Raw genomic sequence first — 26,454 nt, 5'->3', positions numbered from 1 at the left:
AACAGCAATTTCCAACATAGAGTATTGACAAAATTGTACAAAAATGATATAATGGTAGCAAGGGGAGGAAGGAATTTCCTTACGCTGAAATTGTTTCTCCCCAGAGAAAAGATAACCTATCAAAAGCGGTTGACAGGGATTGTCACCGCAAAACAGAAAGGATGGTTTTTATGAAAAAAGTAAGAAAGACTTTCGCAATTCTGCTTGGCACAGGGATGGTGCTGAACAGTATGCCTTATGGCATTGTTTCCGCTGAGGAAATCAACACCGATGTCACCAGTACCATAGAGGCAGACGGAACAATTCTCACACGTATTTACAGCGATGAATATCGCTACGCGCCGGATGTAAACAATCGCACCTATCGGGACTATAACCCATCATCTGTTTTTCTTGTAACATGTACGGATGCAGAAGCGTTTCAAGCTGTTTTTTCGGAGGAATATTACATCGAGGTGCTAGAGGACGGTAGACTTTGTGCTACCGGTAAAGATGCACCTAGTGGATTTTCCTATGCAGAGCCACTGGGCGACAGTGAGTGGGAACAAGAGGATGCAAAAGCGGCTGCCATACCTCTGCTTCGCTCCGGATTGGTCACAGAAATGATACTGCAAAGTGCATACCACGAATATCGTTCCGATTATATTCCCACGGTAGGCACCATGACTGTCTATGCAGACAGAGCATTTACTGACAGTGATTTCAGTTGGCTGAACAGCTCTGACTATAAATTAAACGGGACACAAGCACACATTATCGCTGGGGACGATGGAGATTGGGATAAACAGTACAGCCTCATGAAAACAATTCTGGAGACCATGCCCTCTGTTTATGCTGTCTATTTGAGACCGTATGCAATGGATGCCATCTGGAATGGCGCTACATATTATAATGTGCTCACCTACACCGCCCAACTGAAAGGCGACCCCGACAATGACACGCAAATCACCCCTGACGACGCCTACCATACCCTCTGCTATTATGCAAAAGCTTCCGTGGGCGCAGACACCGCCTTCACGGACAACAGCGATGAAGCCAGAGAAGCCGCTGCCTTTGCCGCTGCGGATGTCAACGGTGACGGCGTTGTGAATGGGGATGACGCTTACTTGATTCTGCGGCACTATGCGGCGGAGTCTGTGGGCGGTACACCTGGCTGGGATTGATTCCCATTCCCAATTACATCAGCAAAAAGCGCTTCGGACAAATGCCCGAAGCGCTTCGTTTTTTCTCAATTAGTCACTGACATACGGCAGCAGTGCAATGTGTCTTGCACGCTTGATCGCAGTTGTCAGTTCACGCTGATGGAATGCACAGGTGCCGGTAACTCTGCGGGGCAGAATCTTTGCACGCTCAGTCATGCACTTCTTCAGTCTTGCAACATCCTTATAATCAATGCGCTCTACACGATCCACGCAGAACATGCAGACCTTTTTCCGCGGTCTCTTTCCGCCGCGCTGAGATCTTTCTCTCTCCATGCTGATATATCCTCCTATCTGCAATGCGGTATTCATTTTCGCTGTTCGTCAGATCAGAACGGCACTTCGCCGTCGCTGAGGATCTCCTCGAAATCGCCCAGATCGCCCAACTGCAATGCGCCGGGTGCCTGTGCTGCCGCCGGTGTCGGTGCAGGTGCCGCAGGCTGTGCCGGGGCTGCCGGAGCCGCTTGTGCATAAGACGGCTGCTGGTATGCACCCTGATAGCCGCCGCTTTCCTGTGCAGCACGCTTGGACTCTCCAAAGGAAACGTTGTCAGCTTGTACTTCCATGCTGTAGTGCTTGACGCCATTCTGGTCTGTGTAATCGTTATTTCTCAGGCTGCCTTCCACAATGACCATACTGCCCTTGTGAAAATAACGGCTAACGAACTCAGCCGACTGCCGCCAGCAGGTCACATTGATAAAATCCGTTTCACGTTCACCCGTTTGCTTATTGGAAAACCGACGGTCAACTGCCACACGAATGCGGCAAACCGGTGTCCCATTTGTCGTCTGACGAAAATCCGGGTCTGCACACAGACGGCCCATCAAAATCACTTTGTTCAGCATATCGGTTCCTTTCTGATCTTTTCTGAAACACTTACTTTACAGTTACCAAAGAACGCAGAACGCCGTCTGTAATGTTCAGAACACGCTCTACTTCTGCCGGAACATCCGGAGTGGACGTAAAGGTATACAGTACGTAGTACCCGTCCGGCTCATCGTTGATCGGATATGCCAGCTTGCGCTTGCCCCACTCGTTTACTTCATCCAGTGTGGCAGCAGATGCGATCTTGTCACGGAACTTTTCAACCAGTGCCTTTGCCGCATCCTCCCCGTTCTTCAGACTGAAAACCGTCATCAGCTCGTAGGATTCCTGTTTCTTTGCCATACTCAATACACCTCCTTCTGGATTTCGCCCGTGCGCATGGCACGAACAAGGATAACACACCTATTATACCAGATAGCCGCAAAAAAGTCAAGAGCTTTTTTCGGTATTTTTCCGTTTTCTCTATCACAATTGTTTTTCTCATTTTTCAAGGAAACTATTGACATTACACAAATTCTGTGGCATAATTGAAATATCAGCAGCATGAGAACTATTTATAATGAGGAATATTATTGCCTGCGGCGATGGATTAAAGGCAACACCGCCATGCCTCATGCCTGACACCTCATTCCTCATTAAAACAAAGAAACGGAGGATGTATGAAACATCAGCAAAACATCGGCCGGAGCGCAGCCATTCTGACAGCGGCGGCTCTGACTGTCACGTCTCTTCCCGTCCTTGCAGTATCCTCAGCGGAATACAACACCTGGACAGGTTATGTTCTGCGGAACACAGAGGGAAAATATCTGAGCGTTGCCGGCGGTACAGAAGCCGAGGGCATCTCTGTGGACTTTTTCGAAGCAGACGGCGCTGCGGCTTACAACACCTGGTACTTTACCGAAACGGACTTCGGCATTACCATCAAGTCTGCCCTATCTGAGGGGCAGTATTATCTGGCAGAGGGCGGAAACGGCAGTCTGTTTCTTTCCACCACGCCCGATACATTTGACCTGTCCGCAGACGGCATACTCAGCGGGTTCCGCAGCGGTGTGGAAAATCCCGTCTATGCCCAGGTCACACCAGAGGCTGTCACCAATCTCCGTGCCGGAGATATGAACCAGGACGGCGTGCTGGACGGCATGGATCTGGCGATCCTGCGCCAGCTGGTGACCGGAAACGCTGATTTTGTCCAGACTGGAATCGGCGATCTCAACGGAGATGGAACGCTCAGCGGCTCGGACGTCTCCCTGTTACAGCGTTATCTCCTGGGCGAACCCCTCACCTTCCCGGTGCCGCAGATTCCCCAGTGCAGCCAGACCCCCCCGCTCCCAGAACCGATTATCACTGAAACCACACCGATAGAAACGACTGCACCGACAGAAACAACTACAACAACAGAAAGTACCATACTGACGACAGAATCCACTGTCGCTGAAACCACAAGCGTTACCACTACCACAACAACGACACCAGAGTTTACCATGGCAGACTTCCCGGCAGAATATCAGTATGCAGCAGACTGGATCTGGGACAACCGCATTGCAGTGGAAAAGTCCACCGAACGCAGAAATACAATTTTCGACCAGATCGTTGCCGGAAAGGGCACTATCAATTATGTGGTGCGCTGGCAGTCCTACAAAACTGTCACCCTGGAACAGCGGCAGCAGTTCGAACAGCTGGTGAGCGACAGCATCAACGATTGGGCAAAATGGCTCTCCGGCTGGGACGGCTGGGAGTATGACAACATTGAGGTCAACATTGTGGGCTGGGCAGTACTGGACAAGTCTGTGCTGCTGGATCTGCAGCCGGACGAGGTAGTATATGACGATCTCATCGAGCCGTACGACAGCACCTATGACACCTCAAACGGCGTGGAGACCATTCCGGACAAGCTTCCCAGTGCACCCAGCGAGCTGTCCCGCTTCGACCATTTTGCAGACAGTTCCTACGAATATCCCGGCGGTCTGGACGCACGCTTTGACATGTATCTATGGGCGACCCAGGGGTTCCCGTCCATCGGCGGCTGCGGCGGCGACTGGGGACAGCGGCTCTCCGACGATGCCTATCTGAATATGCTGGACGGCACAGGACTTCACGTTCTGGAACATGAGATCGGGCACGGCTTTGGCATGACGGACTTCTACGGCGGCGAAGGCGAATATAACGGTTTTCCGCCGGGAGGATTCCCGGGCGGTGAGAATTCTCTCATGATGGCAGGCTCATCCATGAAAATCACCGATTTTGATGGATGGATGCTGCGATATATGTGGAGCAAAATCAAGGACGAGGAAGGTCGGTTCTGATCTCCGTCCCATTGCGTACCGGACATTGCATTCCCAAACCCTTATACCTAAGGCAATACCGCACAAAGATCGTGCGTCAGATGCGCCGTCAGATGAAGCAAAAATGACGGAAAAGATGCAAGCATATGATTTGCGAAGCCGTCAGGCGCTCTTTGTGCGGTGTTGCCCTAAAAAATTGCATTTTGCATAGTTTCAAAATGACAATTGGATGTTCCAAAACAGTCGAACCTCTGCAGAATAGCACTTCTGCGGAGGTTCTTTTTTGCTGTTGCTGCCAAAAATGATTCCCTGATCTCATCCAGCCACTTGCATAAGTAATATGCAGCAATGCACACAGCTAATATGTGAAAGCCCTTATTACTCCGAAAAAAGAAAAATTTCTGCAAATTCTATTGCAATTCTTCGTAAACCCTGCTATAATAGAACTGTATGCTGCAGTGAATACTGCAACCGAAAGAAAATTCTGTAATTTGGAAAAGTGAGGAATTCTTATGCCTGCAAATATTGTAGTCGGTTCACAATGGGGAGACGAAGGAAAAGGAAAGATCATTGATATCATGGCATCCAGAGCAGATGTGGTGGTTCGTGCCACAGGCGGCAACAATGCCGGTCATACGGTGGTCAACAACGGCGAAGTCTACAAGCTCCACCTGATCCCCTCCGGTATTCTGTACCCGGACACCCTGTGTCTCATTGGCGCCGGCGTTGTCCTGGATCCAAAGGATTTCACATCAGAGCTGGATGGTCTGGAAAGCCGTGGTATTTCCACTGCAAATCTGAAGATCGACCCCCGTGCCCACGTGGTAATGCCGTGGCATATTGCACTGGACGGACTGTCGGAGCAGTTCCGGGGCAATTCGGATATCGGTACCACAAAGCGTGGTATTGGCCCTACCTATATGGACAAGTATGAGCGCTGTGGTCTGCGTGTGTATGACCTGGTGCATCCGGAAATTTTTGCGGAAAAGGCACGTACCACTGGTATGCTGAAAAATAAGATCATCACTGCGGTCTATGGCGGCGAGGCATTTGATCTGGACGCTGTCATTGCAGAATATATTGAGTACGGCAAGCGCCTGGCACCCTATGTGGATGACGTTTCCGTGCTGACCTATGAGGCAAACAAGGCAGGAAAGACCATCATGTTCGAGGGTGCGCAGGCAACTCTGCTGGATATCGACTTCGGTACCTACCCCTATGTTACCTCTTCTCACCCGATCTCTGCTGGTGCCTGCATCGGAACTGGCGTTGGTCCGAAAATGATCACCAATATCATCGGCGTTGCAAAGGCATATACCACCCGTGTAGGCAAGGGCCCGTTCCCCACTGAGTTGGAGGATGAGACTGGTGAACTGATCCGCAATAAGGGCGGCGAATTCGGCACAACCACTGGCCGTCCGAGACGTACCGGCTGGTTTGACGCTGTGATCGTCCGTCATTCTGTCCGCACCAACGGTCTGGACGGTCTGGCAATCAATAAGCTGGATACCCTCAGCGGTATCGGTACGCTGAAAATGTGCGTTGGCTATGAAAAGCCCGATGGCACTGTACTGAAAGATTTCCCGGCAGCATTGGAATCTCTGGCAGACTGCAAGCCCATTTACGAGGAATTCGAGGGCTTTGATGAGGATATTTCCAATTGCAAGAGCTTCGATGAACTGCCGGAAGCATGCAAGAAGTACATCGCACGGCTGGAAGAAGTCTGCGAGTGCAAGGTAGTCATGGTGGGCAATGGTCCGGATCGCAGCCAGATCCTGGAGCGATAAATTAAACATAGGCAATACCGCACAAAGATTGTGCGTCAGATGCGCCGTCAGATTTTTCGTCAGATGAAACAAAAAGCGCAGTGAATACTTTGTGTATTCACGAGCATTTTTGTGAAATATGACGGAAAATATGCAAGCATATGACGTGCAAAGCCGCTAGGCGCTCTTTGTGCGGTGTTGCCCATATGCATTTTAAGGCAATACCGTACAAAGATTGTGCGGTATTGCCCTACAAAAACAGAAACGAAACGGCGTACTGCTCTGTACTTTGGAGCGTGCGCCGTTTTTGATGAATGATAAAGCCGACACGTGTGATTCCCTTTTCACCCCAGTTGACTTATCTCCAGAATAATGGTATAATAAAAAAGTATATTATAAAGGAGCGTGATTCGATGAAAGTGGTTTTGCTGGCACATACGCCCCAGCCGGAACAGACTGTTGCAGCGGCGGCACGGCTGTGCTATTCGGATACAGGAGTCGAGGAACTGCGGGATGCAATTTCTCTGGAACGTGCGGAACAATTTGTGGAAATGCTGGACGGCTTCGGGCACGAAAGTCCTGTGGAACATGTGACCTTCACCTTCGGCATTGAGGGCGTGTCCCGGTCATTTCTGGCACAGGTGACACGTCACCGCATTGCCTCCTATTCCGTACAGAGCCAGCGCTATGTGCGGCAGGATCAGTTTGTCTATATCACACCTCCGGCAATTGCCGCAGACCCGGCGCTGGAGGCAGAATACCAGGCGGCAATGCAGCAGTCCATTGATGCATACAACCGTCTGGCAGATGCACTTGCGGCAAAATATGTGCCGGAATTCCTGGCCCAGGGACTGACGGAAAAAGCTGCTCGCTCCAAGGCGGAAAAGAAAGCTATTGAGGATGCACGCTATGTGCTTCCCAATGCCTGTGAGACCAAAATGGTACTGACCATGAATGTCCGCAGTCTGCGGAACTTCTTCCGGCTGCGCTGCTGCAACCGGGCACAGTGGGAGATCCGTGCTGTTGCCACAGAAATGCTCCGGCTCTGCTGCGAAGTTGCACCCTCTCTGTTCCGAACCGCTGGTCCATCCTGCTGTTGCGGCAGCTGCACGGAGGGCAAAATGAGCTGCGGTAAGGCAAAGGAAGTCCGGGAGAAATTCGAGGTGATCCGCAATGGCTGATGGAAAGATCATTGTACTGGACGGACTGGACGGATGCGGAAAGTCCACCCAGTTCGAAGCGTTACAGCAGCTGCTCCGGGAACACGGCAAAGCGGTGAAGCCCATCAGCTTTCCCATGTATGACAAGCCCTCGGCGGCACTGGTGAAAATGTACCTCCGCGGAGACTTTTCCGACACCCCAGGCGGTGTCAACGCCTATGCGGCATCCAGCTTTTACGCTGTAGACCGCTACGCCAACTATAAGCTGGACTGGGAAAAAAATTACTGCGCTGGGGAGTGGATCCTCGCCAGCCGCTATACCACCTCCAACGCCATCCATCAGATGAGCAAGCTGCCTACAGAACAATGGGACGATTATCTGGCATGGCTGGAAGATTACGAATACCACAAGCTGGGACTGCCAAAGCCGGATCTGGTACTGTTTTTGTCCATGCCTCTGGAATTATCCCAGCAGCTGCTCTCCAGACGCTATGCGGGTGACGCTGCCAAAAAGGACATTCACGAGGCAGACCTGCAATATCTGGAACAGTGCGACCGGGCGGCACGCTATGCCGGAGAACGGCTGGGCTGGCATCGGATTGAATGCGCTGAGGGCACTTCCCTGCGCTCCATCACGGAGATCCGGGACGAATTATTCCGGCAGATACAGGAGGAACTCGGATGCTGAGTTTTCGGGAGATTACCCTTGCCGACCGCCCCTGGATTCAGAAGGCACTGAAACAGTCGGACTTTATGGGCTGTGAATACAGCTTCGCCAACAATCTGGCGTGGCATCGTGCTGCGGATTCCAGAATTGCCCGGTTTGAGGACTTTTATCTCATCTGTGCCTTTGCCACAGAGGACGGCGCACCCCATTTTTCCTTTCCCTCGGGGAAAGGCGACTACCGCCGTGTCGTCAGGGCAATGGCGGAATATGCCGCTGCGGCAAAACAGCCTCTGGTGATTGCCGGGCTGACAGAGCAGACGCTGCCCATTCTGGAACGGGAATTTTCCGGCGTGTTTTCCCTGCATAACGACCGGGACAGTGCCGATTATCTCTACCTGACAGAAGAATTCACAGCACTTTCCGGGAAAAAATATCACAAAAAGCGCAATCACATCAGCCAGTTTTCCAAATACGGCGCTGTTTTTTCGGAAATGACGCCGGCGGATTTTGACGAGTGCATTGCCTTCGCTGCCCATAGCTATAACGAAAAGGACGGCTATACAGATGCTTCCAGCGTCATGGAACAGTACGCCATTCACACCTTTTTTGCGCATTTTGCAGAATTGGAACTCTGCGGCGGTGTGCTCCGGGTAGACGGCGAACTTGTCGCCTTTTCCATCGGCGAGCCCATTTGCAGCAATGTGTTCGGGGTGCATATCGAAAAGGCAGACACACGCTATCACGGTGCATTCCCGGCAATGGCGCAGCAATTCGCCGCCCATTTCGCCAAGGGGTACACCTATCTGAACCGGGAAGAGGATCTGGGCGTGCCGGGACTGCGAAAGTCCAAGCTGTCCTACTATCCCGCGCTCCTGCTGGAAAAATGGATGGCAGTGTGTGATACGCCGGAACAATTGCTTTGAATCAAGGTCGTATTTGTAGGGGTGGATATCATCCGCCCGTGCATTACGTCAATAATACGATTTCTGCGGGCGGTGAATAGCCACCCCTACAATGAAAAAAAGAAAGGATCATCATTATGATTTATGTGTTTCTCGCAGAAGGATTTGAAGAAGTAGAAGCGCTGGCACCGGTGGATATGCTCCGCCGTTCCAAGCTGGATGTGACTACAGTAGGCGTTACCGGGAAGATCGTCACCGGTTCCCACGGCATTCCCGTAACAGCGGACATTACGGCAGACCAACTGCCCATAGATGCCGCAATGGAAATGATCGTGCTGCCGGGCGGTATGCCGGGTACGCTGAATGAAGAAGCATCTGCTGTAGTACAGGCTGCCATCGATTACTGTGCCGAAAATGACCGTTGGATCGGCGCTATCTGTGCTGCACCGTCTATTCTGGGGCACAAGGGACTGCTCCAGGGAAAGACTGCCGTTTGCTATACAGGTTTTGAGAAAGATCTGACCGGTGCAGAGATCGGCACAACCGGGGTGGTAACTGACGGCAAGATCATTACCGCAAGAGGTGCCGGCGTGGCAGTGGACTTCGGTCTGACTCTGGTGGGCGCAATGCTGGGTAAAGAGACACAGGCGCAGATCCGGGCGTCAATTCTCTGTGACTGACCGTATCGCTGCCAAAAAGCAGCTGCGGCAGACTATGCGCCAAAAACGCCGGGAATTGCCGTCCTCAAAAAAACAGGCGCTGGATCAGCAGATGGCGCAGCAGTTTCTCTCCAGTTCACTTTACAGCACATGTGAACAGCTGTTCTGCTTTGTATCCCTGCCCCAGGAACCGGATACCACGGCGATCCTGGGGCAGGCACTGGCGGACGGCAAATGTGTGGCAGTGCCCCGCTGTCTCCCGGACAAGACCATGCAGTTTCACAGATTATGTACGGACAAAGATATGACAGCACAGCTGAAAGCTGGTACATACGGCGTACTGGAACCGCCGGAGGATTTGCCTGTTGTAACACCGGACGAAACTGCACATCCCCTTTGCCTTGTGCCGGGGCTTGCCTTTGACCGCATGGGCGGACGGCTGGGATATGGGGCAGGGTATTATGACCGCTTTCTGGGGAGATATCCCTTTTTGCTGAAGATCGGCTATGCCGCATCAATATTTGTAACAGATGAAGTCCCCATGGAACCGACAGACCAGCGTCTGGACGGCATCGCTACCGAATATCCGTTGGAGGTATGGAATGGATAACAAAGACTACAACCGAGACAAGCTGCTCGATGAAATATTACGGGAAACGGCGTCTCAGAAGGCATCTGCCGAAACGCCAAAGGAAGAACCGCCCCGGTTTGTGCCGGAACGCCAACCGGAGCCGGAACGGAAAACACCTGTTTCTCACGCATTTCCGACCCAGGAACAACCCCAGGCGCCGGAACCAGAGCCAGAACCGTCTGCGGCATCGTCCTACGAGCCGGAACCTGTTTTTACTGCTTCACGCCCGGTGCAGAAAGAAGATACCCTTTCGGAAAACAGCTGGAATCCGAGACCACAGTCCAGACCCTATTCCGTCAGCGATCCTCTGTATGACGATCTGGAAGGCGAAAGTCAGCCCTTTCGCCCGGAACCGGTACATAACAACCCGGAGGCACGTCCCCGGAAAAAGCGGAAAAAGCACCGCGGCATCAGCGCTTTGATCATGATCATTGTTATCATTGCCGTTTCTGTACTGCTGTCCAGTCTCCTCATCGTCTATGGACAGGATCTGCTGGGCATCAACAGTGACAGTTCCACTAAGATCGTCACCATTCCCCAGGGGGCATCCATGGATGAGATCGCAGAAACACTGGAGGCAAACGACATTATTGCAAAGCCGGATTTCTTTGTTTTTATTGCCGGCATGAGCGACAAGGACACAGACATCAAGCCCGGCGACCACGAACTGCGGCCGGATATGGCGTATGAGACCATTTTGAGCGAGCTGGTGAGCGACCCTCTGGACAGTGCCCTTTCTGTGAACATTACCTTCCCCGAGGGCATCCGGCTGGTGGATGCAGCAGAGCTGCTGGAGGAAAACAATGTCTGCGATTCCGAGGAATTCATGGACTATTTCAACAACGATGCCAAGTTCGGCTTTTCCTATGAAGAATACCTCCCCAGCTTCCAGGACGAGAAATTCTATCACATGGAGGGTTATCTCTTCCCGGATACCTACACATTCTATCAGGAAATGAATGTGGAACTGGTGTGCCAGAAGATTCTGAGCAATTTCAACAGCAAGATCCTGCCGGAATACTACGACCGCATGGAGGCACTGGACATGACGCTGGACGAGACCATTGCCCTGGCATCCATGATCCAGGCAGAGGCAGGCAATACAGAACAGATGGCGACCATTTCTTCTGTATTCTGGAATCGTCTGAACAATGCCTCGGAATATCCCCTGTTACAGTCTGACCCCACCACCAAATATGTGGAAGAGGTCATCAAGCCCCACAGCCAGTCCTATAATCAGGCACTGTATGATTCCTATGATACTTATACCTGCACAGGTCTGCCGGCAGGACCTATCTGCAATCCGGGCAGCGATGCCATTTATGCGGCGCTCTATCCGGCAAACACCAGCTATTACTACTTCTACTCCAACATTGACACCAAGGAAACATTCTTTGCGGAGACGCTGGAAGAGCATGACGCAAACCAGCAAAAGGTAAAGGAACAGCAGGAGGCAGCAGCGGCAGCCGCCGAAGCTGCGACAGAAACGGAGGATGCTGGGGATGGCAATGCAGAGGAATAAACCGGAACTTCTGGCGCCGGCAGGCGACTTGGAACGGTTACAGGCGGCGCTGGATTATGGTGCAGATGCAGTCTATCTGGGACGGGAAAGTTTCAGTATGCGTGCGGCGGCAAGCAATTTCCACAGTGCGGAGCAGCTCCGGGAGGCTGTGGCGCTGGCGCACCGATACGGCAAAAAGGTATATCTGACCTGCAATACCCTGCCCCGGAACGAGGAAATCCCCACTTTTCCGCAGTTTTTGCAGGAGGCGGTAGATGCCGGAGCAGATGCGCTGATTCTGGCAGACCTGGGACTTCTGGCAATGGCACGGAAGCTTGCGCCGGACATGGAGATACACATGTCTACCCAGACCGGCATTGTGAATTATGCATCCTGCCAGGCACTGTACGACATGGGTGTCAAGCGTGCTGTGCTGGCACGGGAGCTGTCCCTGGAGGAAATTGCTGCGATCCGGGCGAAAATTCCAGCGGATATGGAGTTGGAGAGCTTTGTCCACGGCGCCATGTGCATGTCCTTTTCCGGACGGTGTCTCCTGTCAGCGTATCTCACGGGACGGGATGCCAACCGCGGTGCCTGCGCCCAGCCCTGCCGCTGGAACTATCACCTCATGGAATCCACCCGGCCGGGACAGTATTTTCCCGTAGAGGAAACGGACGAGGGCACCTATATTTTCAACGCCAAGGACTTGTGCATGATCAATCATTTGCAGGATCTGCTGGATGCCGGCGTGGACAGCCTGAAAATCGAAGGACGCAACAAATCGGCATATTACGTGGCAATTGTGACGAACGCCTATCGTGGGGCGCTGGATGCGGTACTGTCCGGACAGCCTGCACCCCAATGGGCACTGGATGAAGTGGTACAGGTCAGCCATCGGGAATACTGCACGGGATTTTTCTACGGCAGAGAAAACGCCAATCAGCGCTATGAGAGCAGCAGCTATGTGCGCAACTGCGATGTGGTAGCTGTGGTGCAGGAATGGCGTGACGGGCGGCTGTATCTGACCCAGCGGAACCGTTTCTTTGCCGGGGATACCCTGGAAATTCTCGCACCGGGACAGCCGCCTGTGACAGTGGCGGCAGAAGGTTTGCAGAACGGTGACGGTGAAAGCATTGAAACCGCAAATCATGCCATGATGGATTGCTCCATTGCCTGTGAAAAGGCGTTTCCCGCAAGAAGTGTGGTGCGCAAACCGGTTTCATAAAAACAATTCAAGGCAATACCGCACAAAGATCGTGCGTCAGATGTACTCTACGAGCATAAACTTTGTCAGATTTTTCGTCAGATGGAACAAAAATCACAGTGAATACTTTGTGTATTCACGAGCATTTTTGTGAATATGACGGAAAGCATGCAAGCACATGACATGCAAAGCCGTCAGGTGCTCTCTGTACGGTGTTGCCTCAACATAAAAATCACACCCTTCGAAGCAAAATTGTTTCGAAGGGTGTTTTTTGCAAATTCAGAAAATCAAAATTATGATTGACCTGTGATTCTGCAATATTTCTGCATCTTCCCCATGCAGCAGCAGACCACGATCCACCGTATCCAGGGCAGGAACAACAGTACCTGCAAAAAGATACGCAGCGGTTTTTTCCAGCCGAAACAAACAGCACAGGCAATGAGATACCGATTTCCATAGAATACTCCCGTGATGTATGGAATCAGCAGTGCTCCAAGAATGGGCAGCAGGGGCAACAGTAGTTCAATGGAAGTAATTGCCACCACCACCGCCCCGATAATCAGCATCGGCGGAAAAATCAGCGTGCAAATCAGAACCGTCAAAAGATACATGCCCACTAAGCTGAGCACCACCACCAGATAGATCACGCCTGCCACCAGCATCAGCAGGAAGAATGGCAGGGAGATCCATGCCACGATCAGATTCCGCTTTGCAGCCAGCACCGGGGATTCCTGGGACGAGATGATTTTTGTGCCAGTAGCAGTCCGCACCAGCGTATAAACCCACGCCAGCACACAGACTGTACCAGCAATCACGATGATCCAGTCCGGGACTCCCTGGGTCAGGAGCAATTCCAGCCAGTCTGCCGTTTCCGTCATCTCTTCCAGAGTTGTTGTCCCCAGCAGATCGGTGATACAACTGGAACATGCATTTGCCGCAACGGGCGTTGCCGCACCAAGCAGGCTGAACAGGTTCAACAGTACCTGCGGCTTGGTTTTCTCCAGATGCAGTTTGCCGCAGATGTCCAGAATGATTAAAATCATGCAAACGATGGCACAGATAATACTGAGCATGAAAAATCCTCTTTTCCTTTCGCCAGTTTAGGCAATACCGCACAAAGATTGCGCGTCAGATGCGCCGTCAGATTTTTCGTCAGATGAAACAAAAAGCGCAGTGAATACTTTGTGTATTCACGAGCATTTTTGTGAAATATGACGAAAAAGATGCAAGCATATGACATGCAAAGCCGCCAGGCGCTCTTTGTGCGGTGTTGCCTTTATTCCCGAATCTGTCCGTTGCCGCTGACCAGATATTTCACTGTAGTCAGCTCATGAAGTCCCATAGGACCTCTTGCGTGAAGCTTCTGGGTGGAGATGCCGATCTCTGCACCATAGCCGAACTCGCCGCCGTCGGTGAACCGGGTGGACGCATTGACATAGACCACCGCTGCATCCACAGTGCGCTGGAACTTCTGGGCAGCATCCAGGTCACGGGTAATGATGCACTCGGAATGCTTCGTGCTGTATTTTGCAATATGCGCCATGGCTTCGTCCATGCTGTCCACGACCTTGACTGTAATCTTATAGTCGTTGAACTCCGTGTCGTACAATTCGTCCGTTGCCGGTTCGATATCTGCGCCGAGAATTTCCCGGGTGGCTTCATCGCCGTAAATGGTCACATCATGGGCTGCAAATGCCGCCTGCACACGGGGCAAAATCTCCCCAGCTACATCCTTGTGGACAACCAGTCCCTCAATGGCATTGCACACAGACGGGCGCTGGGTCTTTGCATTGTCAATAATGCGCACCGCCATGTCATAATCCGCCTCGCCGTGGAGACATTTGTCCACATACACATGGCAGTTTCCGGCACCTGTTTCAATGACCGGCACAGTGGACTGGCGCAGTACTGCCTGAATCAGACCGGCACCGCCACGGGGAATGAGTACATCCAGATAGCCTGTCAGGTGCATCATATCTGCGGCAGTTTCCCGGGATGTATCCTCCACCAGCTGAATAATATCCCCTGGCAGTCCCACGGTTTCCACTGCCTGCCGCATGATATTGGCAAGGGCTGTGTTGGAGTGGATTGCCTCCTTGCCGCCACGGAGAATTACCACATTCCCGGCTTTCAGGCAGAGGGTCGCCGCATCCACGGTGACATTGGGACGGGATTCGAAAATAATACCGATGACGCCCAGAGGCACACGTGTTTTCAGAATCTGCAAGCCGTTGGGACGGACAGAGCCGCTATCTACGGAACCAATGGGGTCCTCTGCGGCAATGAGCTGACGGGCAGCGTCTGCCATGCCGGAGATCCGTGCCGGTGTCAGGCGGAGACGATCCTGCAAGGATACTGTCATATTATTCGCCTGTGCGGCGGCTAAGTCTTTTGCATTTGCTTCCAGAATTTCGTCCTGTCGGGCAAGCAGTGCATCTGCAATGGCGGCAAGCGCCTGGTTTTTCACCTGAGGTGCGGCGGTGGCAATGGCGGATTCCACTGCCTTGGCACGGATGCCCAGGGTTTCTGCGTAGTTCATAAGTAATCTCCTTTCAGTTGCATAACGGCATTGTAGGGGCGGCTATCAGCCGCCCGCAGGTATGCCGTGACGGAAAATATAGTCAGATATCGGGATACCGCAGGTATGCCGTGACGGAAAATACGGGCGGATGATATCCGCCCCTACATGGTTTGTCTATGTCATACAGCAATATCACTGCTGTTTCATTATGAGATCATGATCTCAAGCGGCTCCTCTGCGTTCTGATAGATTCCCACCGGAATTGGCACATCAAAGGGATAAATGGTCGGGGAAAGGCTTTCCTCGAAATAATACACCAACGTTTTCCGGCTTTTCGGGTCAATAATCCAATACTCCCGCACACCGGATGTCTGATACAGATACAGCTTTTTGATATAATCATCGCTGCGGTTGGAGGATACCACTTCTGCTACAAAATCCGGCGCACCATTGTATTTCTGACGATCAAACCGCTCCGGATGGCAGGCAACAAATACATCGGGAATCACTAAGTTATGCTCATCCAGCATGACATCCGTAGGTGCCGAAAACACCTCGCATTTGCCGTGATGGCGGCGCAGATAATTGTCGATTTCCGTTGTCAGGCTCCGAGTAATCCGCTGGTGGGCAATACTGGGAGATGCCATAGCCACAATCTCACCATTCAGCAGTTCTGCAAGCTGTTCCGTGTCCTGCATCATGATATAATATTCTTCCACTGTATAACGCCGGTTATCCTTTGCTGTACTGCCCATGGCGACTCCTCCTTTACCCCTGTGCCAGAAAATGCGTTCCCACCGGTTCCCCGTCAAACAGCCCATACAGCTGCTCCGGGTCTCTGCCGTTCATAATGACCATATCCACGCCGTTTTCCGTGGCGATCTTTGCCGCATTGATCTTGGTGGTCATGCCGCCGGTACCGAAGGATGTCCCTGCGCCGCCTGCCATCTGGACAATGCGCTCGTCGATTTTTTCCACCACACGAATAACCTCTGCATCCTCATACTTCCGGGGATCGGCGGAGTACAGCCCGTTGATATCCGACAGGATCACCAGCAGATCTGCATCCACTGCCACTGCCAGCTGTGCAGCGAGGGAATCATTTTCCCCGATCTCCAGTTCCAGCTCATCAATGGAAACCGTGTCGTTCTCGTTGACGATGGGAATCACGCCCAGCTCCAGCAGCCGGTGGATGGTGTTCTGTACATGGGGCAGACGACCATTTGTGAGCGTGGTCTTTGTCAGCAGGATCTGCGCCACCGTCACGCCGTATTTGGCGAACATATCGTCATAGATGTGCATCAGCTCGCACTGTCCCACTGCCGCAGCCGCCTGTTTGGACGGTGTGTCCTTGGGACGCTCCGGCAGGTTCAGCTTTCCCACGCCCATGCCCACAGCGCCGGAGGAGACAATGAGCAGTTCTTTCCCGGCATTGTGCAGATCTGACAGGATCCGCACTAGATTGGTCATGCGGCGGATGTTCAGCTTTCCGGTTTTATGGGTCAGCGTGGATGTGCCCAGCTTGAGCACGATCCGCTTTTTCTTGGAAACATCGATCATTTTTCTACTTCTCCTATATTGGTATACTAGGTAGATTCTTGTTTATAAATCATCCTTATCAAATAAGCCAAAAATAATTCGACAAACAAAATCTACCGACCCTCAACAAATCACATTCTGCGGCGTGCCAGCCAGATACAGGCGCAGATTGTCCTCCACAATGGACAGCAGCCGCTGTCTTGTCTCCAGAGGTGTCCAGGCAACGTGAGGTGTTATGGTGCAATTCTCCAGCCCATACAAAGGCGTATCCCCCATGGGTTCTTCCGTCAGCACATCCAGTGCTGCCCCGGCAATCATGCCATTTTGCAGCGCCCACGCCAGGTCATCCTCGTTGATGAGTCCGCCCCGTGCCGTGTTGACTAGCAGTGCAGTGGGTTTCATGGTCTCCAGCCGTCTTCGGTTTACCATATGGGCAGTTTGTTCCGTCAGAGGTGTGTGCAGTGTCAGCACATCCGCCCGGGCGAAAGCTTCGTCTACTGAAACCAGATCATAGGGACAATCCCGGGGCGTTGTCCGGGTAGCGGCAATGACATGCATACCAAAAGCAGCACCAATGGCGGCGACTTTCCGCCCGATACTGCCGAGTCCCACGACCGCCAGGATTTTTCCAGAAAGTTCCTCCATGGGATAGGGCATCACAGAAAAGGTCTTTGCCCGTTTCCATACACCATCCCGGACAGCTGCATCATACGCTGCCACACAGCTGTAGTGATGGAGTATGAGAGCAAAGGTGTGCTGTGCCACGGCATTTGTGGAATATACGCCGGCATTGCAGACGGTGACACCGTGCGCCTTTGCCGCTGCAATGTCAATGTTGTTATAGCCCGTAGCACACTCGCCGATATAGCGCAGCTTCGGACACTTGTCGAAAATTTCTGCCGGAACTGGGGTCTTATTGCAGAGCAGCACTTCGGCATCTGCCAGGCGTTCTGCAAGCTGTTTTGGTGCAGTCAGGTCATAGGCACAGACCTCTCCATATCTGGAGAACCGTTCCAGTGAAACACCGCCGCCGGAAAGCGTTGCCCCGTCTGTAATCACGATCTTCATGCGGTTTCTCCGTCATTATCCTGCTGTTTTTCCAGCTTCTTAGTTCTGGCACGTTCGACAATGGAAAATACCACAGCTCCCAGGAGTAGCACCACTTCAAACATGCCCACAGTGTGGAACCATGTCTTGTTGGAAGGATCGCCCACATAGATCAGCAAAGATGCCGGAATGGCAACTGCCAAGATCAGCTGATACGGTCGCCGCAGACGGATGAACTGTATCAGGAAAAATAAACCTGCAACGATACAGAAAATCAGGTGGTAGGTAAATGAGATCGGAAATGTACTTGCGTCCATAATAAAATACTCCCTTTCTTCCATCCGGCATACTGCTGTCCGGATGATATACGTTTTTATTATACCATATTCTTCAGGGCTTTGCAATGGTTTTGTCAGAGAAAATCACGCTTTCGCCGTGAGATGTGATTCATGGAATCGTTTTCGTACATGGAAGGACACGGCACCTCGTGTCCCTACAGAAAATGTACGGCATATCAAAACGGGCGGCTAATAGCCGCCCCTACATGTGAATTTTCACCCACACAATGTTTATTCATCATCCGGTGTCTTTTCTTCCGGATTTCCATCATAGTCCATTTTACGCACATGATACTGCACATCTTCCAGAAGTCTCCGGTTTGCTGAGATAGTATCCCCCAGAAGTCCCAGCGTAATGGTCTGGAACCCGATCATGAGCAGCACTGCCGCCAGAATGAGGGACTGGATATGACCGCCGCCGGTTCCCATAAAGAAATACACCAGGAACCGGATGCCAACAGCCAATCCCAACACAAACAGTATCGCACCAATGGTGCAGAAAAATTGCAGAGGACGGTACATCGCCACAGAACGGATGATGACCGAAGCGGAACGCTTCATATACCGCCACATGCTAGAGAACAGCCGGGACGGACGTGTCTCCGGGTTGGTGCGGATGGGTACAGATGCCACTGCCATTTTGCTCCGCCCTGCCTGAATGATGGTTTCCAGGGTGTAAGTATACTCGTTGACCACGTTCATACGCATGGCAGTTTCCCGGGAATAGGCACGGAATCCGCTGGGGGCATCGGGCACGTCAGTATGGGATGCCACACGCACTACCCAGCTGCCCAAATGCTGGAACTTCTTCTTTTTCCAGGAAAAATGCTCTGTCTCGTCAATGGGTCGCTCACCGATGACCATATCAGCCTTTTTCTCCAGAATGGGACGCACCAGCTTTTCGATATCCTCACCGCAGTACTGATTGTCTGCATCGGTGTTCACGATAATATCCGCACCCAGCCGCAGACAGGCATCCAGACCAGCCATAAAGCCCCGTGCCAAACCCTTGTTCCGGCGGAAAGAGACAATGTGATGGAATCCCAGTTCCCGGGCTTTCTGCACCGTCTTGTCCTTGCTGCCGTCGTTGATGATCAGGTATTCGATGGTATCAATGCCGTCAATGTGCCTTGGCAGGTCATTGTATGCCAGTTCCAGTGTCTCTTCCTCGTTATAGCAGGGAATTTGAATGATCAGCTTCATAATTACACAATTCCTTTCCTTTGCAGTTATGTCATGGGTGTAAATACCAGGGATTCCAACGGGAAACCCAGTACCCGGGCATCTCCGGCGGCAACCCGTTCTGCTTTCCACAGATCACATTGCAGTGTGACAATATTCTGTCCGTCTTGTACCAGCTCCGCCGGGATGTCCAGAGAGAGGGAATTGCCGTTGTTGCTTTCGTCCACTGTCACTGTACCCGCCGTTTCTCCGTTGATCTGCACCGTCACAGAATAGGACTCCAGTTCCAATGCCTCCAGCGGCATCAGGCAGCCCATGGTGATGGTCAGCGTATAATCCTCCGAGGACAGCTGACAGCGCACTGCCGCATCCTCTGTATTCGACCAGCAGAAATCCTGTTCCAGGAAACCAAAACCGCGGTATTCCTCTGCGGCGCATTCTTCCGCCGGATATTCCAGCCGTTCCGACAAATAGCGGTACATGGTCACCGTATCCCCTGTGATCTGATATTCCAGAGGCAAGGGTGAAATACGTCCTCTGCCGCTGACATTGTCGTCGTTATACTGGGTCACATCGTTGGAATATACCAGCTGGAACTGATCGTCAAAGACTTCTGTCCATTCTCCCTTGCCGATATAGTAAACCGTATCATAGGTCTGGGACAGTTCCTCTGCCTGTGCCGCAAAATCGTCTCCCAGCACAGGATATGCCGCCGCACCAGTCATGGCACGCAAGGGCAGATACAGTGTCCACATGGCGTCGCTGTCCACGATAACGCAGTCCTCCGAGGTGATCTTCGCCGCAGTTTCCTCCAGCACATCCCATTCCAGACGGGTATCATCCTTCATGACTGCAAGGAAACAATCATATGGTGCCACTGCCACAAGACCTGCCGCCATAACCGGCAGAGTTACCCGGGCACGGAGGCGGTCAATGGTCATTGCACCGAACAGTGCCGCCACCGGAATAAACGGTGCCAGATACCGTCCGTAGTAGTAGAAATACTGTACCTCAAATCGCAGGAACGCCGCATAGAACAGCACGCAATAGAATGCCGTCACAAGGACGACGAGTCGCTGCGGCGATTCCAGATAGAACCGGGGTCGCAGCACGCCCAGGATCCACGCTGCCGCCAGCAGGAAGAACCCGGTATTGCAGACATATCCCCAGAACGCCGTCCCACGGAATGCCGCCAGGGGACTGTCCGCTGTCAGACATTTCAGCAGAATATACAGTACCAACGGTACCAGAAGTACCTCTACCAGAAAAAAGCCTGTTTTCGTACTGCGGAAGCGTTCCAGATAGCCTTCCGGCGACAGGTGAGCATATTTCCGGTGTACAAACCGGTGGACTGCCCAGATATAGATACCACAGAACACCAGTGCCACTGCGCATACCAGCGGTACAAACCAGGGCAGCTCCTTCTGGGTAATACCAATCCCGAAAATGGGGCTGTAGTTATTCATGGTGTAGAACGGCTGGACGTGGCGCATGGCGAAAAAGCTCACCAGATAGCCTAGCACCGTCACCGGCATGAGCACAGCAAAGCACTTGCGGCGTGTGAACCAGTACATGCCGCCATAAAGCACCACGAACATGGGGATCATGGTGTAAATGGACACGTGGAAACAGCCGAACACTGCCACTGGGAGAATGGACATCCACTGCCGCTCCGGGTGCTCCTGATCCGTAAGAAAGTAGAGGAACAGTGCCATAATCACCCCGAGAAACCCCTCTGTCAGGGCGGATTTCGCCACCCAGACAACGATAGGTGAAGCCGCTGTGACTGCACATGCCAACAGGCTGGTGCAGGAACGCAGCTTCAGATTCCGGCAGGTGAAGAACACCAGGAAAATAGTACAGAAATAGAACAACGTCTGCACGCCCTGCATCTGTGCCATGCCGAAGATGGTTCCCCACATGGCAAGGATGGAGGCAAAGGTGGGAATGCCGTGGTAAATACCCGAAACCGGGCTCACATCAATATCATAAACTGTAGGCGGATATTCGTGAGGACCGATATCATAGCCAATGAGCCGATGGCGTATGCTCTCTGTAAAAGCGCTTCGCTGTTCGCCGGACAGCAGGTGATATTCCGCAAAATCCTGCTGTCGGTCGGTGATTCCGTTCATGAAATTGATTGCCACAGTCTGATACACGCCCTCATCCTGTCCCATGCCGAAGAAGCCGTGCTTTACGGCAATGAGCACCGCACCGCAGCAGCACACCAGGATGGGGATCCAATGGGGTCTGATATCCCACGAGGTCTGTACCAGCTCCCGCCAGGGTATGGCATCCCGTTTCCGGCGCACCAGCACTGCACCGATACCCGTCAGGAAAATCAGACCCGCCGTGGCGCAGGCACATCGGAACAGCCGGAATTCGTCCAGTACAAAAAGTCCCATGCCGGCAACGATCCAGGCGCAGAACCAGTAGACCACGCCCAGCACCAGGATTTCCAGTACGTTGCCTTTTTTCCACCAAATACCCACAGTCAGTACTGCAAGGATGACGCCCAGCAATACCACCCCAGAAAATAGATTCATTCTGTATCAATTCCTCCTTATTTTGAAAGCCCCAGACAGTCGGAACGCAGTAATCACAATATGGATAAGATTGCAATACGTAGGGCGGGGGCTTGCTCCCGCCGTCATAGTAATGATATACAAATGTTAATAGGATAAATTATACGGTTTTTCGTTGCAAACGTCCCACCGGGACGTTTGCAAGGCTTTACTTTTTCAAGTGGTTTCACAAGGCGGGGCGGTCTTGTTCGCCCCGTCTCGAAAAAGCTGTCACTTTTACTTCCCCACGCTCTCGATCACTGCTGAAAACTTCTGCATGATCACGTCCCAGTCATAATTCCGGGTAATATACGCCCGTGCATTGGCACACATCTGCATATATTCCACCGGATGGTGCAGCAGATACTGCACTGCACCCTCAAATTCAAAGTAATTTGTATAGAACAACCCGCCGTTGCTCTTGGTGCAGTGTCCTTTCAATACCGCACAGGCACCGTTCACCAACACCGGCACAGACAGAGACATTGCCTCCAGCACGGAAATGGACAAGCTCTCAAACTTCGACGGCAGCACCAGTGCCTTTGCCCCGGCAATGCCGTGGAACTTGTCCTCCTCCGGCACAAAACCCAGAGAAATGATATCCGGATGCTTCGGAATCCGGCACACCGCCTTACCCAAAAGCACCAGCTTCAGATCACCGCCGCAGCGTTTCTTATATTCCATGAAATACCGGAACAGCATGGGGCAATCTTTCCCCTCGTCAATGCGTCCCACATAAATGAGATAGGGATCGGTAATCCCATACTGCCGCCGGAATTGCGCCGGATCGGGATCGCAGGGAATATCCACACCGGTACCCATGACATCGCAGGGAATGGGCTCCGTTTTCGGGAACTGCCGCCGCACTAGCTTTCGCTCCTCATCCGTCAGGAATACAAATGCCTTGGGTTTTGTAAACAAGTTCTCGTAAGTGAGAAAATGGAGATAGGGTTCCTCATGGGCGGTGGGGATGAAGATTGCCTTGTCCGCTACCTCCGGCAGTCCCATAACTGTCAGGTAATAGAGATATGTCACGAAAATAAATACATCATAATCGTCCTTGTGCTTCCGGATATAGCGGATGCACGCCGGGGAATAGGGCCCCTGTTTCTCGAACCAGGTGCGTTCCTTTGCCAGACTGCGCTGTCCCTGGGAAAGCTCCTGCAAATATGCTTCATTGTAGCTGTTGAAATCCCGGGCACGGAGACGCTCCACCGGAAATCGCCGCACGGTAACACCGTGGATGGTCTCCACATCACGGGCATACCAGTCCTTCCAGGTGGTGTAGTCCACTGCCTTTGTGGTCAGCACCTCCACCTCATAGCGGTTTGCCAGACGTTCCGCAATGAGCCGTGCGTAATATTCCGAACCGCCGTTGACCTCCAGACCATACCGCTGATTGACGATCGCAATCCGTTTCATGTTTTCACTCCTCTGTCAGCTTTTCGAAAAAAGCCTTGTATTTTTCCACGATCACCGACCAGTCAAAGTTATCTCTGACGAACTGACCGCCGTTTGCACCCATCTGCGCCGCCTGTTCCGGGTGGGACAGTATGTACTGCACACAGCCCTCGAACTCGAAGTAATCCCGGAAATACAGACCGCCGTTGGAACGCTTGGCAAAATCCCGTGTGACAGCACATTTGGAATGCACCAGCACCGGTCTGCCGCAGAGCCAGCTCTCCATAATGACCAGAGAAAAGCTCTCGTTATGGGACGGCTGGCAGAGTAATTCCGCCGCCGCCATGGCGTTATATTTCTCCTGGGTGGTCACAAAGCCCAGGTCATAGACATCCTCCTGCACCGATGCCGGGATCTCGATCTGTCCGCCGCCGATGAGCACCAGCTGCAGGTCACTCTCCTGCCGCCGCTTGTATTCCGCAAAATAACGCAGCAGCGTATGGACATTTTTTCCCGTATCCTTCCGCCCTGCGTAGAGTAAAAAGGGCTTTTCAATGTGGTACGCCTGGCGGAACGCCTCGGCATCCGGATGAATATCCGTGTTCATGCCAATACCCATGCAGATCTGCTCTGTGGATGAGAAATCATACACCCGTCCCGCAAGCTCCATTTCCGGCATGGCGTTGTAGATCATGCCCCGTGCCTGCACATATGCCTGGCGGAACAGCCGCAGGTATACATAGGCTTCATCGTGAAAGCATGGAATGAGCACGGACTTTTCCGGGCAGACCTGCATCCCGTAATAGGTCGTTCCGAACATATAAGGGATGAACACATAGAGGGAATATTCCTCCGAGGCATCTGCCAGGTATTCATACAGCTGGGGACTGTTGACCATTTCCTCCACAAAGGTCTGTTCCTCCTGAAGTGAAATATGCTGTCCCTGCATCAGTTTCCGGTTCACCCGGTCGAAGGCAGCCACATCCCGGCGGCGCACGGGAAACCGACGCACCACAATATCATCCACCACGGCAGTGCCGGCGGCATAGTAGTTCTCATTCCAGTCCGCCGTGAATTCCTTGACGCATGTGGTGAGGATCTCCACCTCCATGCCTGCCTGCTGGAGATGGGTCGCAACCTCACGCAGTTCCATCTCTGCACCGCCGGGAATATTTTCTCCGTACCACGGAATGACAAATCCGATTTTTCGCATGTTTCAAAACTCCCCTGATTGCATGGACTTATTTCATGTCTAATGCATTATGCATTATGCATTAGACATTCCATTCAAACTCACTTTCTCCGTCTGGACTTCTTCTTCGCACACGGCGGCACCTTTTCCAGGAACTCCCGGATCTGCTGTTCAAACAGCTTCCGGATCTCCCCATAGGCAAAGTCCTGCTGACGTCTGCGCTGTCCTGCCACGATTTCCCGGCGCAGATCCGGATCCCGGATGACCCGGTCAGCCATAAGGGCTGCCTCCATAGGGTCATTGCTCTGGAGCAGCACACCGCTGCCGCCCAAAGTATCGGAAATAGCTGACGAATCATACGCCAGAATGGGGATTCCGAAGTACATCGCCTCCACCAGAGGCACACAGAATCCCTCATGCTCGCTCATGCATAAGAACAGATCTGCCAGATGGTAATACGCCAGAATCTGTGCAAAGGGAATATGCCCGGTGAACACCACGTTGTCCAGTTCCAGGGCACCTACATAGCGGCGCAGGCGGTGATAATACCGTTCCATGCCTGTATAGGAACCCACCAGGAACAGCCGGGACTTGGGATTGCAATATTTTTTATAGCAGTAAAATGCCCGGATGACATCCTCCTGCTTCTTATTGGGTGCAATTCTGCCCACAAAGACAAAGTTCGTATAGCCGTCATTCTCATAGTGCGCCATGACTTCCGGGTCAGGTGCCTTGGCATAATCCGAAAAGGGAATGAGAATGGGCCGCACCACAATGGGACAGCGGTAGTTCAATTCCCGGAGCACTGACGCATTATAGGCGGAATCCGCCATGCAGTAGTCCACCTTGTCCGCCAGATGACACAGTCCGCGCATTCCGTACTCGGAAATCTCCGTCAGAGTGTCATTATACCCCTTAAAATACCGGGGCGGCGTGATATTGTGGAAGATCATCAGTTTCCGGCAGGCGTACTGTTCCAGAGAAAAGCTCAGATCTGTTCCCGTGGATTTGTGATAGAGGATCACATCCTCCCCAGAGAGCCTGGGCATTTTGTCTACGGTCTGGGCTGTGCCCTCCGGCAGACGGCGGTCAACAGTTTCCGCATAGATCCCGGTCTGAAACCCCATGTCCCGGAGCACCCTGGACAGCGCCAGTACATCATTCCCAATGGCATCCCCCATGCCCATGGTGGGCAGCAGCTGGATTACCTTCATCGCGTACCCTCCTGCTCCAGCTTCGCCTGAAGCTGTGCGATCTGCGCCTGCATCTGTTCCATGGCAATTCTGGAGTTCTTCTGCTGCAATTCCAGTGCTTCGATCCGTTCCAGCAATGCCTTTGTGCTATGCATCCGGGACTCCCGGATATACAGTTCTACCTGAGACTGCGCCTGGGCAATGTTGGCATTCAGGCTGCTCTGCTCTGCGGCATAGGGTTCCACATAGAAGCTGACCAGCTTGCGGATGACTTTCTTGAAAAAGACGCCAATGGGATTGCCCGACAGGGGACGATAGGGATCCACACGGTGATTTGCATTGACATACTGCACATTGCCGTGGAGCATGTCCGCATCGAACCGCTCGGCATAGTCTCCACTGTCGGCATCTCCGGGCACATCGGCAAAGGACAGCATCTCACTGCTGTAGCCCTTTTCCTTGATCTCTGCACGAATGCCTTCCATGATCTCTGATACATTGATGGACGAATTCGCCTGATTCTCCATAAAAACTCCAATCCTTTCTGTATAATGCATAATTCCGGTATTCTTTGAGGCTCTGAAAAATCTCCGCCATTTTTTGACGTGCCCCCACAGGAATCACAGCTTTAGGCAATACCGCACAAAGATTGTGCGTCAGATGCGCCGTCAGATTTTTCGT

At 52.4% G+C, this 26,454-nt stretch carries 25 protein-coding genes; 10 read left to right on the top strand and 15 right to left on the bottom strand.

Annotated elements, in window-relative coordinates; translation table 11 throughout:
* Positions 1–170: 170 nt before the first annotated feature.
* On the top strand, positions 171–1,163 hold the full coding sequence (locus tag Q0418_RS01755) for a hypothetical protein (RefSeq protein WP_298481825.1): 993 nt from the start codon (positions 171–173) through the stop codon (positions 1,161–1,163).
* Positions 1,164–1,232: 69 nt separating this feature from the next.
* On the opposite strand, the gene rpsR is transcribed toward Q0418_RS01755, so the two are convergent.
* Genes rpsR through rpsF form a run of 3 tightly spaced genes read right to left on the bottom strand, consistent with a single transcriptional unit; the run spans position 1,233 to position 2,366 of the window.
* Complete coding sequence (gene rpsR, locus Q0418_RS01750) at positions 1,233–1,475, bottom strand: 30S ribosomal protein S18 (RefSeq protein ID WP_295214152.1); 243 nt, start codon at positions 1,473–1,475, stop codon at positions 1,233–1,235.
* A 53-nt stretch (positions 1,476–1,528) separates the two neighbouring features.
* Positions 1,529–2,044 (bottom strand): single-stranded DNA-binding protein, encoded by a 516-nt coding sequence (locus Q0418_RS01745; RefSeq protein ID WP_298481824.1) that lies wholly within the window; start codon positions 2,042–2,044, stop codon positions 1,529–1,531.
* A gap of 31 nt (positions 2,045–2,075) precedes the next feature.
* Positions 2,076–2,366 carry a 30S ribosomal protein S6 gene (gene rpsF / locus Q0418_RS01740; protein ID WP_298481823.1) on the bottom strand — a complete coding sequence of 97 codons (291 nt, stop codon included), beginning with the start codon at positions 2,364–2,366 and terminating at the stop codon, positions 2,076–2,078.
* Between the two features lie 317 nt (positions 2,367–2,683).
* Between rpsF and Q0418_RS01735 the strand changes: the two genes are divergently transcribed.
* From Q0418_RS01735 to Q0418_RS01695, 9 genes are all read left to right on the top strand, one after another.
* Positions 2,684–4,327: a dockerin type I repeat-containing protein gene (locus tag Q0418_RS01735; RefSeq protein ID WP_298481822.1), complete on the top strand. Its 1,644-nt coding sequence runs from the start codon at positions 2,684–2,686 to the stop codon at positions 4,325–4,327.
* A 491-nt stretch (positions 4,328–4,818) separates the two neighbouring features.
* On the top strand, positions 4,819–6,093 hold the full coding sequence (locus Q0418_RS01730; protein WP_298481821.1) for an adenylosuccinate synthase: 1,275 nt from the start codon (positions 4,819–4,821) through the stop codon (positions 6,091–6,093).
* Positions 6,094–6,485: 392 nt separating this feature from the next.
* Positions 6,486–7,253, top strand: coding sequence for an FAD-dependent thymidylate synthase (gene thyX, locus Q0418_RS01725; protein ID WP_298481820.1), 768 nt, complete (start codon positions 6,486–6,488; stop codon positions 7,251–7,253).
* A complete protein-coding gene (locus tag Q0418_RS01720; RefSeq protein WP_298481819.1) occupies positions 7,246–7,920 on the top strand; it encodes a thymidylate kinase in 675 nt (224 codons plus the stop codon). Before thyX ends, Q0418_RS01720 begins: the two co-directional genes overlap by 8 nt.
* A complete protein-coding gene (locus Q0418_RS01715) occupies positions 7,914–8,822 on the top strand; it encodes a DUF2156 domain-containing protein (RefSeq protein ID WP_298481818.1) in 909 nt (302 codons plus the stop codon). Before Q0418_RS01720 ends, Q0418_RS01715 begins: the two co-directional genes overlap by 7 nt.
* A 116-nt stretch (positions 8,823–8,938) precedes the next feature.
* Positions 8,939–9,481, top strand: a complete 543-nt coding sequence (locus tag Q0418_RS01710; protein WP_298481817.1) for a DJ-1 family glyoxalase III — start codon at positions 8,939–8,941, stop codon at positions 9,479–9,481.
* The gene (locus Q0418_RS01705; RefSeq protein WP_298481816.1) at positions 9,474–10,070 is read left to right on the top strand and encodes a 5-formyltetrahydrofolate cyclo-ligase; all 597 of its coding nucleotides are present in this window, start codon (positions 9,474–9,476) and stop codon (positions 10,068–10,070) included. Before Q0418_RS01710 ends, Q0418_RS01705 begins: the two co-directional genes overlap by 8 nt.
* Complete coding sequence (mltG, locus tag Q0418_RS01700) at positions 10,063–11,613, top strand: endolytic transglycosylase MltG (RefSeq protein WP_298481815.1); 1,551 nt, start codon at positions 10,063–10,065, stop codon at positions 11,611–11,613. The genes Q0418_RS01705 and mltG overlap by 8 nt, the downstream gene beginning before the upstream one ends.
* On the top strand, positions 11,594–12,817 hold the full coding sequence (locus tag Q0418_RS01695; RefSeq protein ID WP_367276207.1) for a U32 family peptidase: 1,224 nt from the start codon (positions 11,594–11,596) through the stop codon (positions 12,815–12,817). The genes mltG and Q0418_RS01695 overlap by 20 nt, the downstream gene beginning before the upstream one ends.
* Positions 12,818–13,089: 272 nt before the next feature.
* Here Q0418_RS01695 and Q0418_RS01690 read toward each other — a convergent pair whose 3' ends face one another.
* The 12 genes from Q0418_RS01690 to Q0418_RS01635 form a co-directional block, all read right to left on the bottom strand.
* Positions 13,090–13,869: a hypothetical protein gene (locus tag Q0418_RS01690; RefSeq protein ID WP_298481814.1), complete on the bottom strand. Its 780-nt coding sequence runs from the start codon at positions 13,867–13,869 to the stop codon at positions 13,090–13,092.
* Positions 13,870–14,072: 203 nt separating this feature from the next.
* Positions 14,073–15,335: a glutamate-5-semialdehyde dehydrogenase gene (locus tag Q0418_RS01685; protein ID WP_298481813.1), complete on the bottom strand. Its 1,263-nt coding sequence runs from the start codon at positions 15,333–15,335 to the stop codon at positions 14,073–14,075.
* Positions 15,336–15,523: 188 nt separating this feature from the next.
* Complete coding sequence (locus tag Q0418_RS01680) at positions 15,524–16,072, bottom strand: Uma2 family endonuclease (RefSeq protein ID WP_298481812.1); 549 nt, start codon at positions 16,070–16,072, stop codon at positions 15,524–15,526.
* A 13-nt stretch (positions 16,073–16,085) separates the two neighbouring features.
* The gene (proB, locus tag Q0418_RS01675) at positions 16,086–16,877 is read right to left on the bottom strand and encodes a glutamate 5-kinase (protein WP_298481811.1); all 792 of its coding nucleotides are present in this window, start codon (positions 16,875–16,877) and stop codon (positions 16,086–16,088) included.
* 102 nt (positions 16,878–16,979) lie between these two features.
* Positions 16,980–17,924, bottom strand: a complete 945-nt coding sequence (locus Q0418_RS01670) for a D-2-hydroxyacid dehydrogenase (protein WP_298481810.1) — start codon at positions 17,922–17,924, stop codon at positions 16,980–16,982.
* A complete protein-coding gene (locus Q0418_RS01665) occupies positions 17,921–18,220 on the bottom strand; it encodes a hypothetical protein (protein WP_298481809.1) in 300 nt (99 codons plus the stop codon). The genes Q0418_RS01670 and Q0418_RS01665 overlap by 4 nt, the downstream gene beginning before the upstream one ends.
* A 252-nt stretch (positions 18,221–18,472) precedes the next feature.
* On the bottom strand, positions 18,473–19,444 hold the full coding sequence (locus Q0418_RS01660) for a glycosyltransferase family 2 protein (protein WP_298481808.1): 972 nt from the start codon (positions 19,442–19,444) through the stop codon (positions 18,473–18,475).
* 26 nt (positions 19,445–19,470) lie between these two features.
* Positions 19,471–21,969 (bottom strand): hypothetical protein, encoded by a 2,499-nt coding sequence (locus Q0418_RS01655; RefSeq protein WP_298481807.1) that lies wholly within the window; start codon positions 21,967–21,969, stop codon positions 19,471–19,473.
* Positions 21,970–22,224: 255 nt separating this feature from the next.
* Positions 22,225–23,409, bottom strand: a complete 1,185-nt coding sequence (locus Q0418_RS01650) for a glycosyltransferase family 4 protein (protein ID WP_298481806.1) — start codon at positions 23,407–23,409, stop codon at positions 22,225–22,227.
* Positions 23,410–23,413: 4 nt separating this feature from the next.
* The gene (locus Q0418_RS01645; RefSeq protein ID WP_298481805.1) at positions 23,414–24,601 is read right to left on the bottom strand and encodes a glycosyltransferase family 4 protein; all 1,188 of its coding nucleotides are present in this window, start codon (positions 24,599–24,601) and stop codon (positions 23,414–23,416) included.
* Positions 24,602–24,681: 80 nt separating this feature from the next.
* On the bottom strand, positions 24,682–25,794 hold the full coding sequence (locus tag Q0418_RS01640; RefSeq protein ID WP_298481804.1) for a glycosyltransferase family 4 protein: 1,113 nt from the start codon (positions 25,792–25,794) through the stop codon (positions 24,682–24,684).
* Positions 25,791–26,300, bottom strand: coding sequence for a hypothetical protein (locus Q0418_RS01635; protein ID WP_298481803.1), 510 nt, complete (start codon positions 26,298–26,300; stop codon positions 25,791–25,793). Before Q0418_RS01635 ends, Q0418_RS01640 begins: the two co-directional genes overlap by 4 nt.
* Positions 26,301–26,454 lie beyond the last annotated feature (154 nt).

Origin of the sequence: uncultured Ruminococcus sp. (genome assembly GCF_937915125.1) — a bacterium.
Taxonomy (GTDB): Bacteria; Bacillota; Clostridia; order Oscillospirales; family Ruminococcaceae; genus Ruminococcus_C.
Note: the sequence above shows the minus strand (reverse complement) of the source record. Positions and strands in the feature narration are given on the sequence as shown.

Coding starts and splice junctions, on each gene's coding strand:
- Q0418_RS01685 (WP_298481813.1), bottom strand. CDS start 15,335: ATGAACTACGCAGAAACCCTGGGCATCCGTGCCAAGGCAGTGGAATCC.
- Q0418_RS01660 (WP_298481808.1), bottom strand. CDS start 19,444: ATGAAGCTGATCATTCAAATTCCCTGCTATAACGAGGAAGAGACACTG.
- Q0418_RS01665 (WP_298481809.1), bottom strand. CDS start 18,220: ATGGACGCAAGTACATTTCCGATCTCATTTACCTACCACCTGATTTTC.
- Q0418_RS01635 (WP_298481803.1), bottom strand. CDS start 26,300: ATGGAGAATCAGGCGAATTCGTCCATCAATGTATCAGAGATCATGGAA.
- Q0418_RS01695 (WP_367276207.1), top strand. CDS start 11,594: ATGGCAATGCAGAGGAATAAACCGGAACTTCTGGCGCCGGCAGGCGAC.
- Q0418_RS01645 (WP_298481805.1), bottom strand. CDS start 24,601: ATGCGAAAAATCGGATTTGTCATTCCGTGGTACGGAGAAAATATTCCC.
- Q0418_RS01670 (WP_298481810.1), bottom strand. CDS start 17,924: ATGAAGATCGTGATTACAGACGGGGCAACGCTTTCCGGCGGCGGTGTT.
- Q0418_RS01730 (WP_298481821.1), top strand. CDS start 4,819: ATGCCTGCAAATATTGTAGTCGGTTCACAATGGGGAGACGAAGGAAAA.
- Q0418_RS01745 (WP_298481824.1), bottom strand. CDS start 2,044: ATGCTGAACAAAGTGATTTTGATGGGCCGTCTGTGTGCAGACCCGGAT.
- thyX (WP_298481820.1), top strand. CDS start 6,486: ATGAAAGTGGTTTTGCTGGCACATACGCCCCAGCCGGAACAGACTGTT.
- rpsF (WP_298481823.1), bottom strand. CDS start 2,366: ATGGCAAAGAAACAGGAATCCTACGAGCTGATGACGGTTTTCAGTCTG.
- rpsR (WP_295214152.1), bottom strand. CDS start 1,475: ATGGAGAGAGAAAGATCTCAGCGCGGCGGAAAGAGACCGCGGAAAAAG.
- Q0418_RS01715 (WP_298481818.1), top strand. CDS start 7,914: ATGCTGAGTTTTCGGGAGATTACCCTTGCCGACCGCCCCTGGATTCAG.
- Q0418_RS01650 (WP_298481806.1), bottom strand. CDS start 23,409: ATGAAACGGATTGCGATCGTCAATCAGCGGTATGGTCTGGAGGTCAAC.
- Q0418_RS01640 (WP_298481804.1), bottom strand. CDS start 25,794: ATGAAGGTAATCCAGCTGCTGCCCACCATGGGCATGGGGGATGCCATT.
- Q0418_RS01755 (WP_298481825.1), top strand. CDS start 171: ATGAAAAAAGTAAGAAAGACTTTCGCAATTCTGCTTGGCACAGGGATG.
- Q0418_RS01690 (WP_298481814.1), bottom strand. CDS start 13,869: ATGCTCAGTATTATCTGTGCCATCGTTTGCATGATTTTAATCATTCTG.
- Q0418_RS01655 (WP_298481807.1), bottom strand. CDS start 21,969: ATGAATCTATTTTCTGGGGTGGTATTGCTGGGCGTCATCCTTGCAGTA.
- Q0418_RS01735 (WP_298481822.1), top strand. CDS start 2,684: ATGAAACATCAGCAAAACATCGGCCGGAGCGCAGCCATTCTGACAGCG.
- mltG (WP_298481815.1), top strand. CDS start 10,063: ATGGATAACAAAGACTACAACCGAGACAAGCTGCTCGATGAAATATTA.
- Q0418_RS01720 (WP_298481819.1), top strand. CDS start 7,246: ATGGCTGATGGAAAGATCATTGTACTGGACGGACTGGACGGATGCGGA.
- proB (WP_298481811.1), bottom strand. CDS start 16,877: ATGATCGATGTTTCCAAGAAAAAGCGGATCGTGCTCAAGCTGGGCACA.
- Q0418_RS01710 (WP_298481817.1), top strand. CDS start 8,939: ATGATTTATGTGTTTCTCGCAGAAGGATTTGAAGAAGTAGAAGCGCTG.
- Q0418_RS01680 (WP_298481812.1), bottom strand. CDS start 16,072: ATGGGCAGTACAGCAAAGGATAACCGGCGTTATACAGTGGAAGAATAT.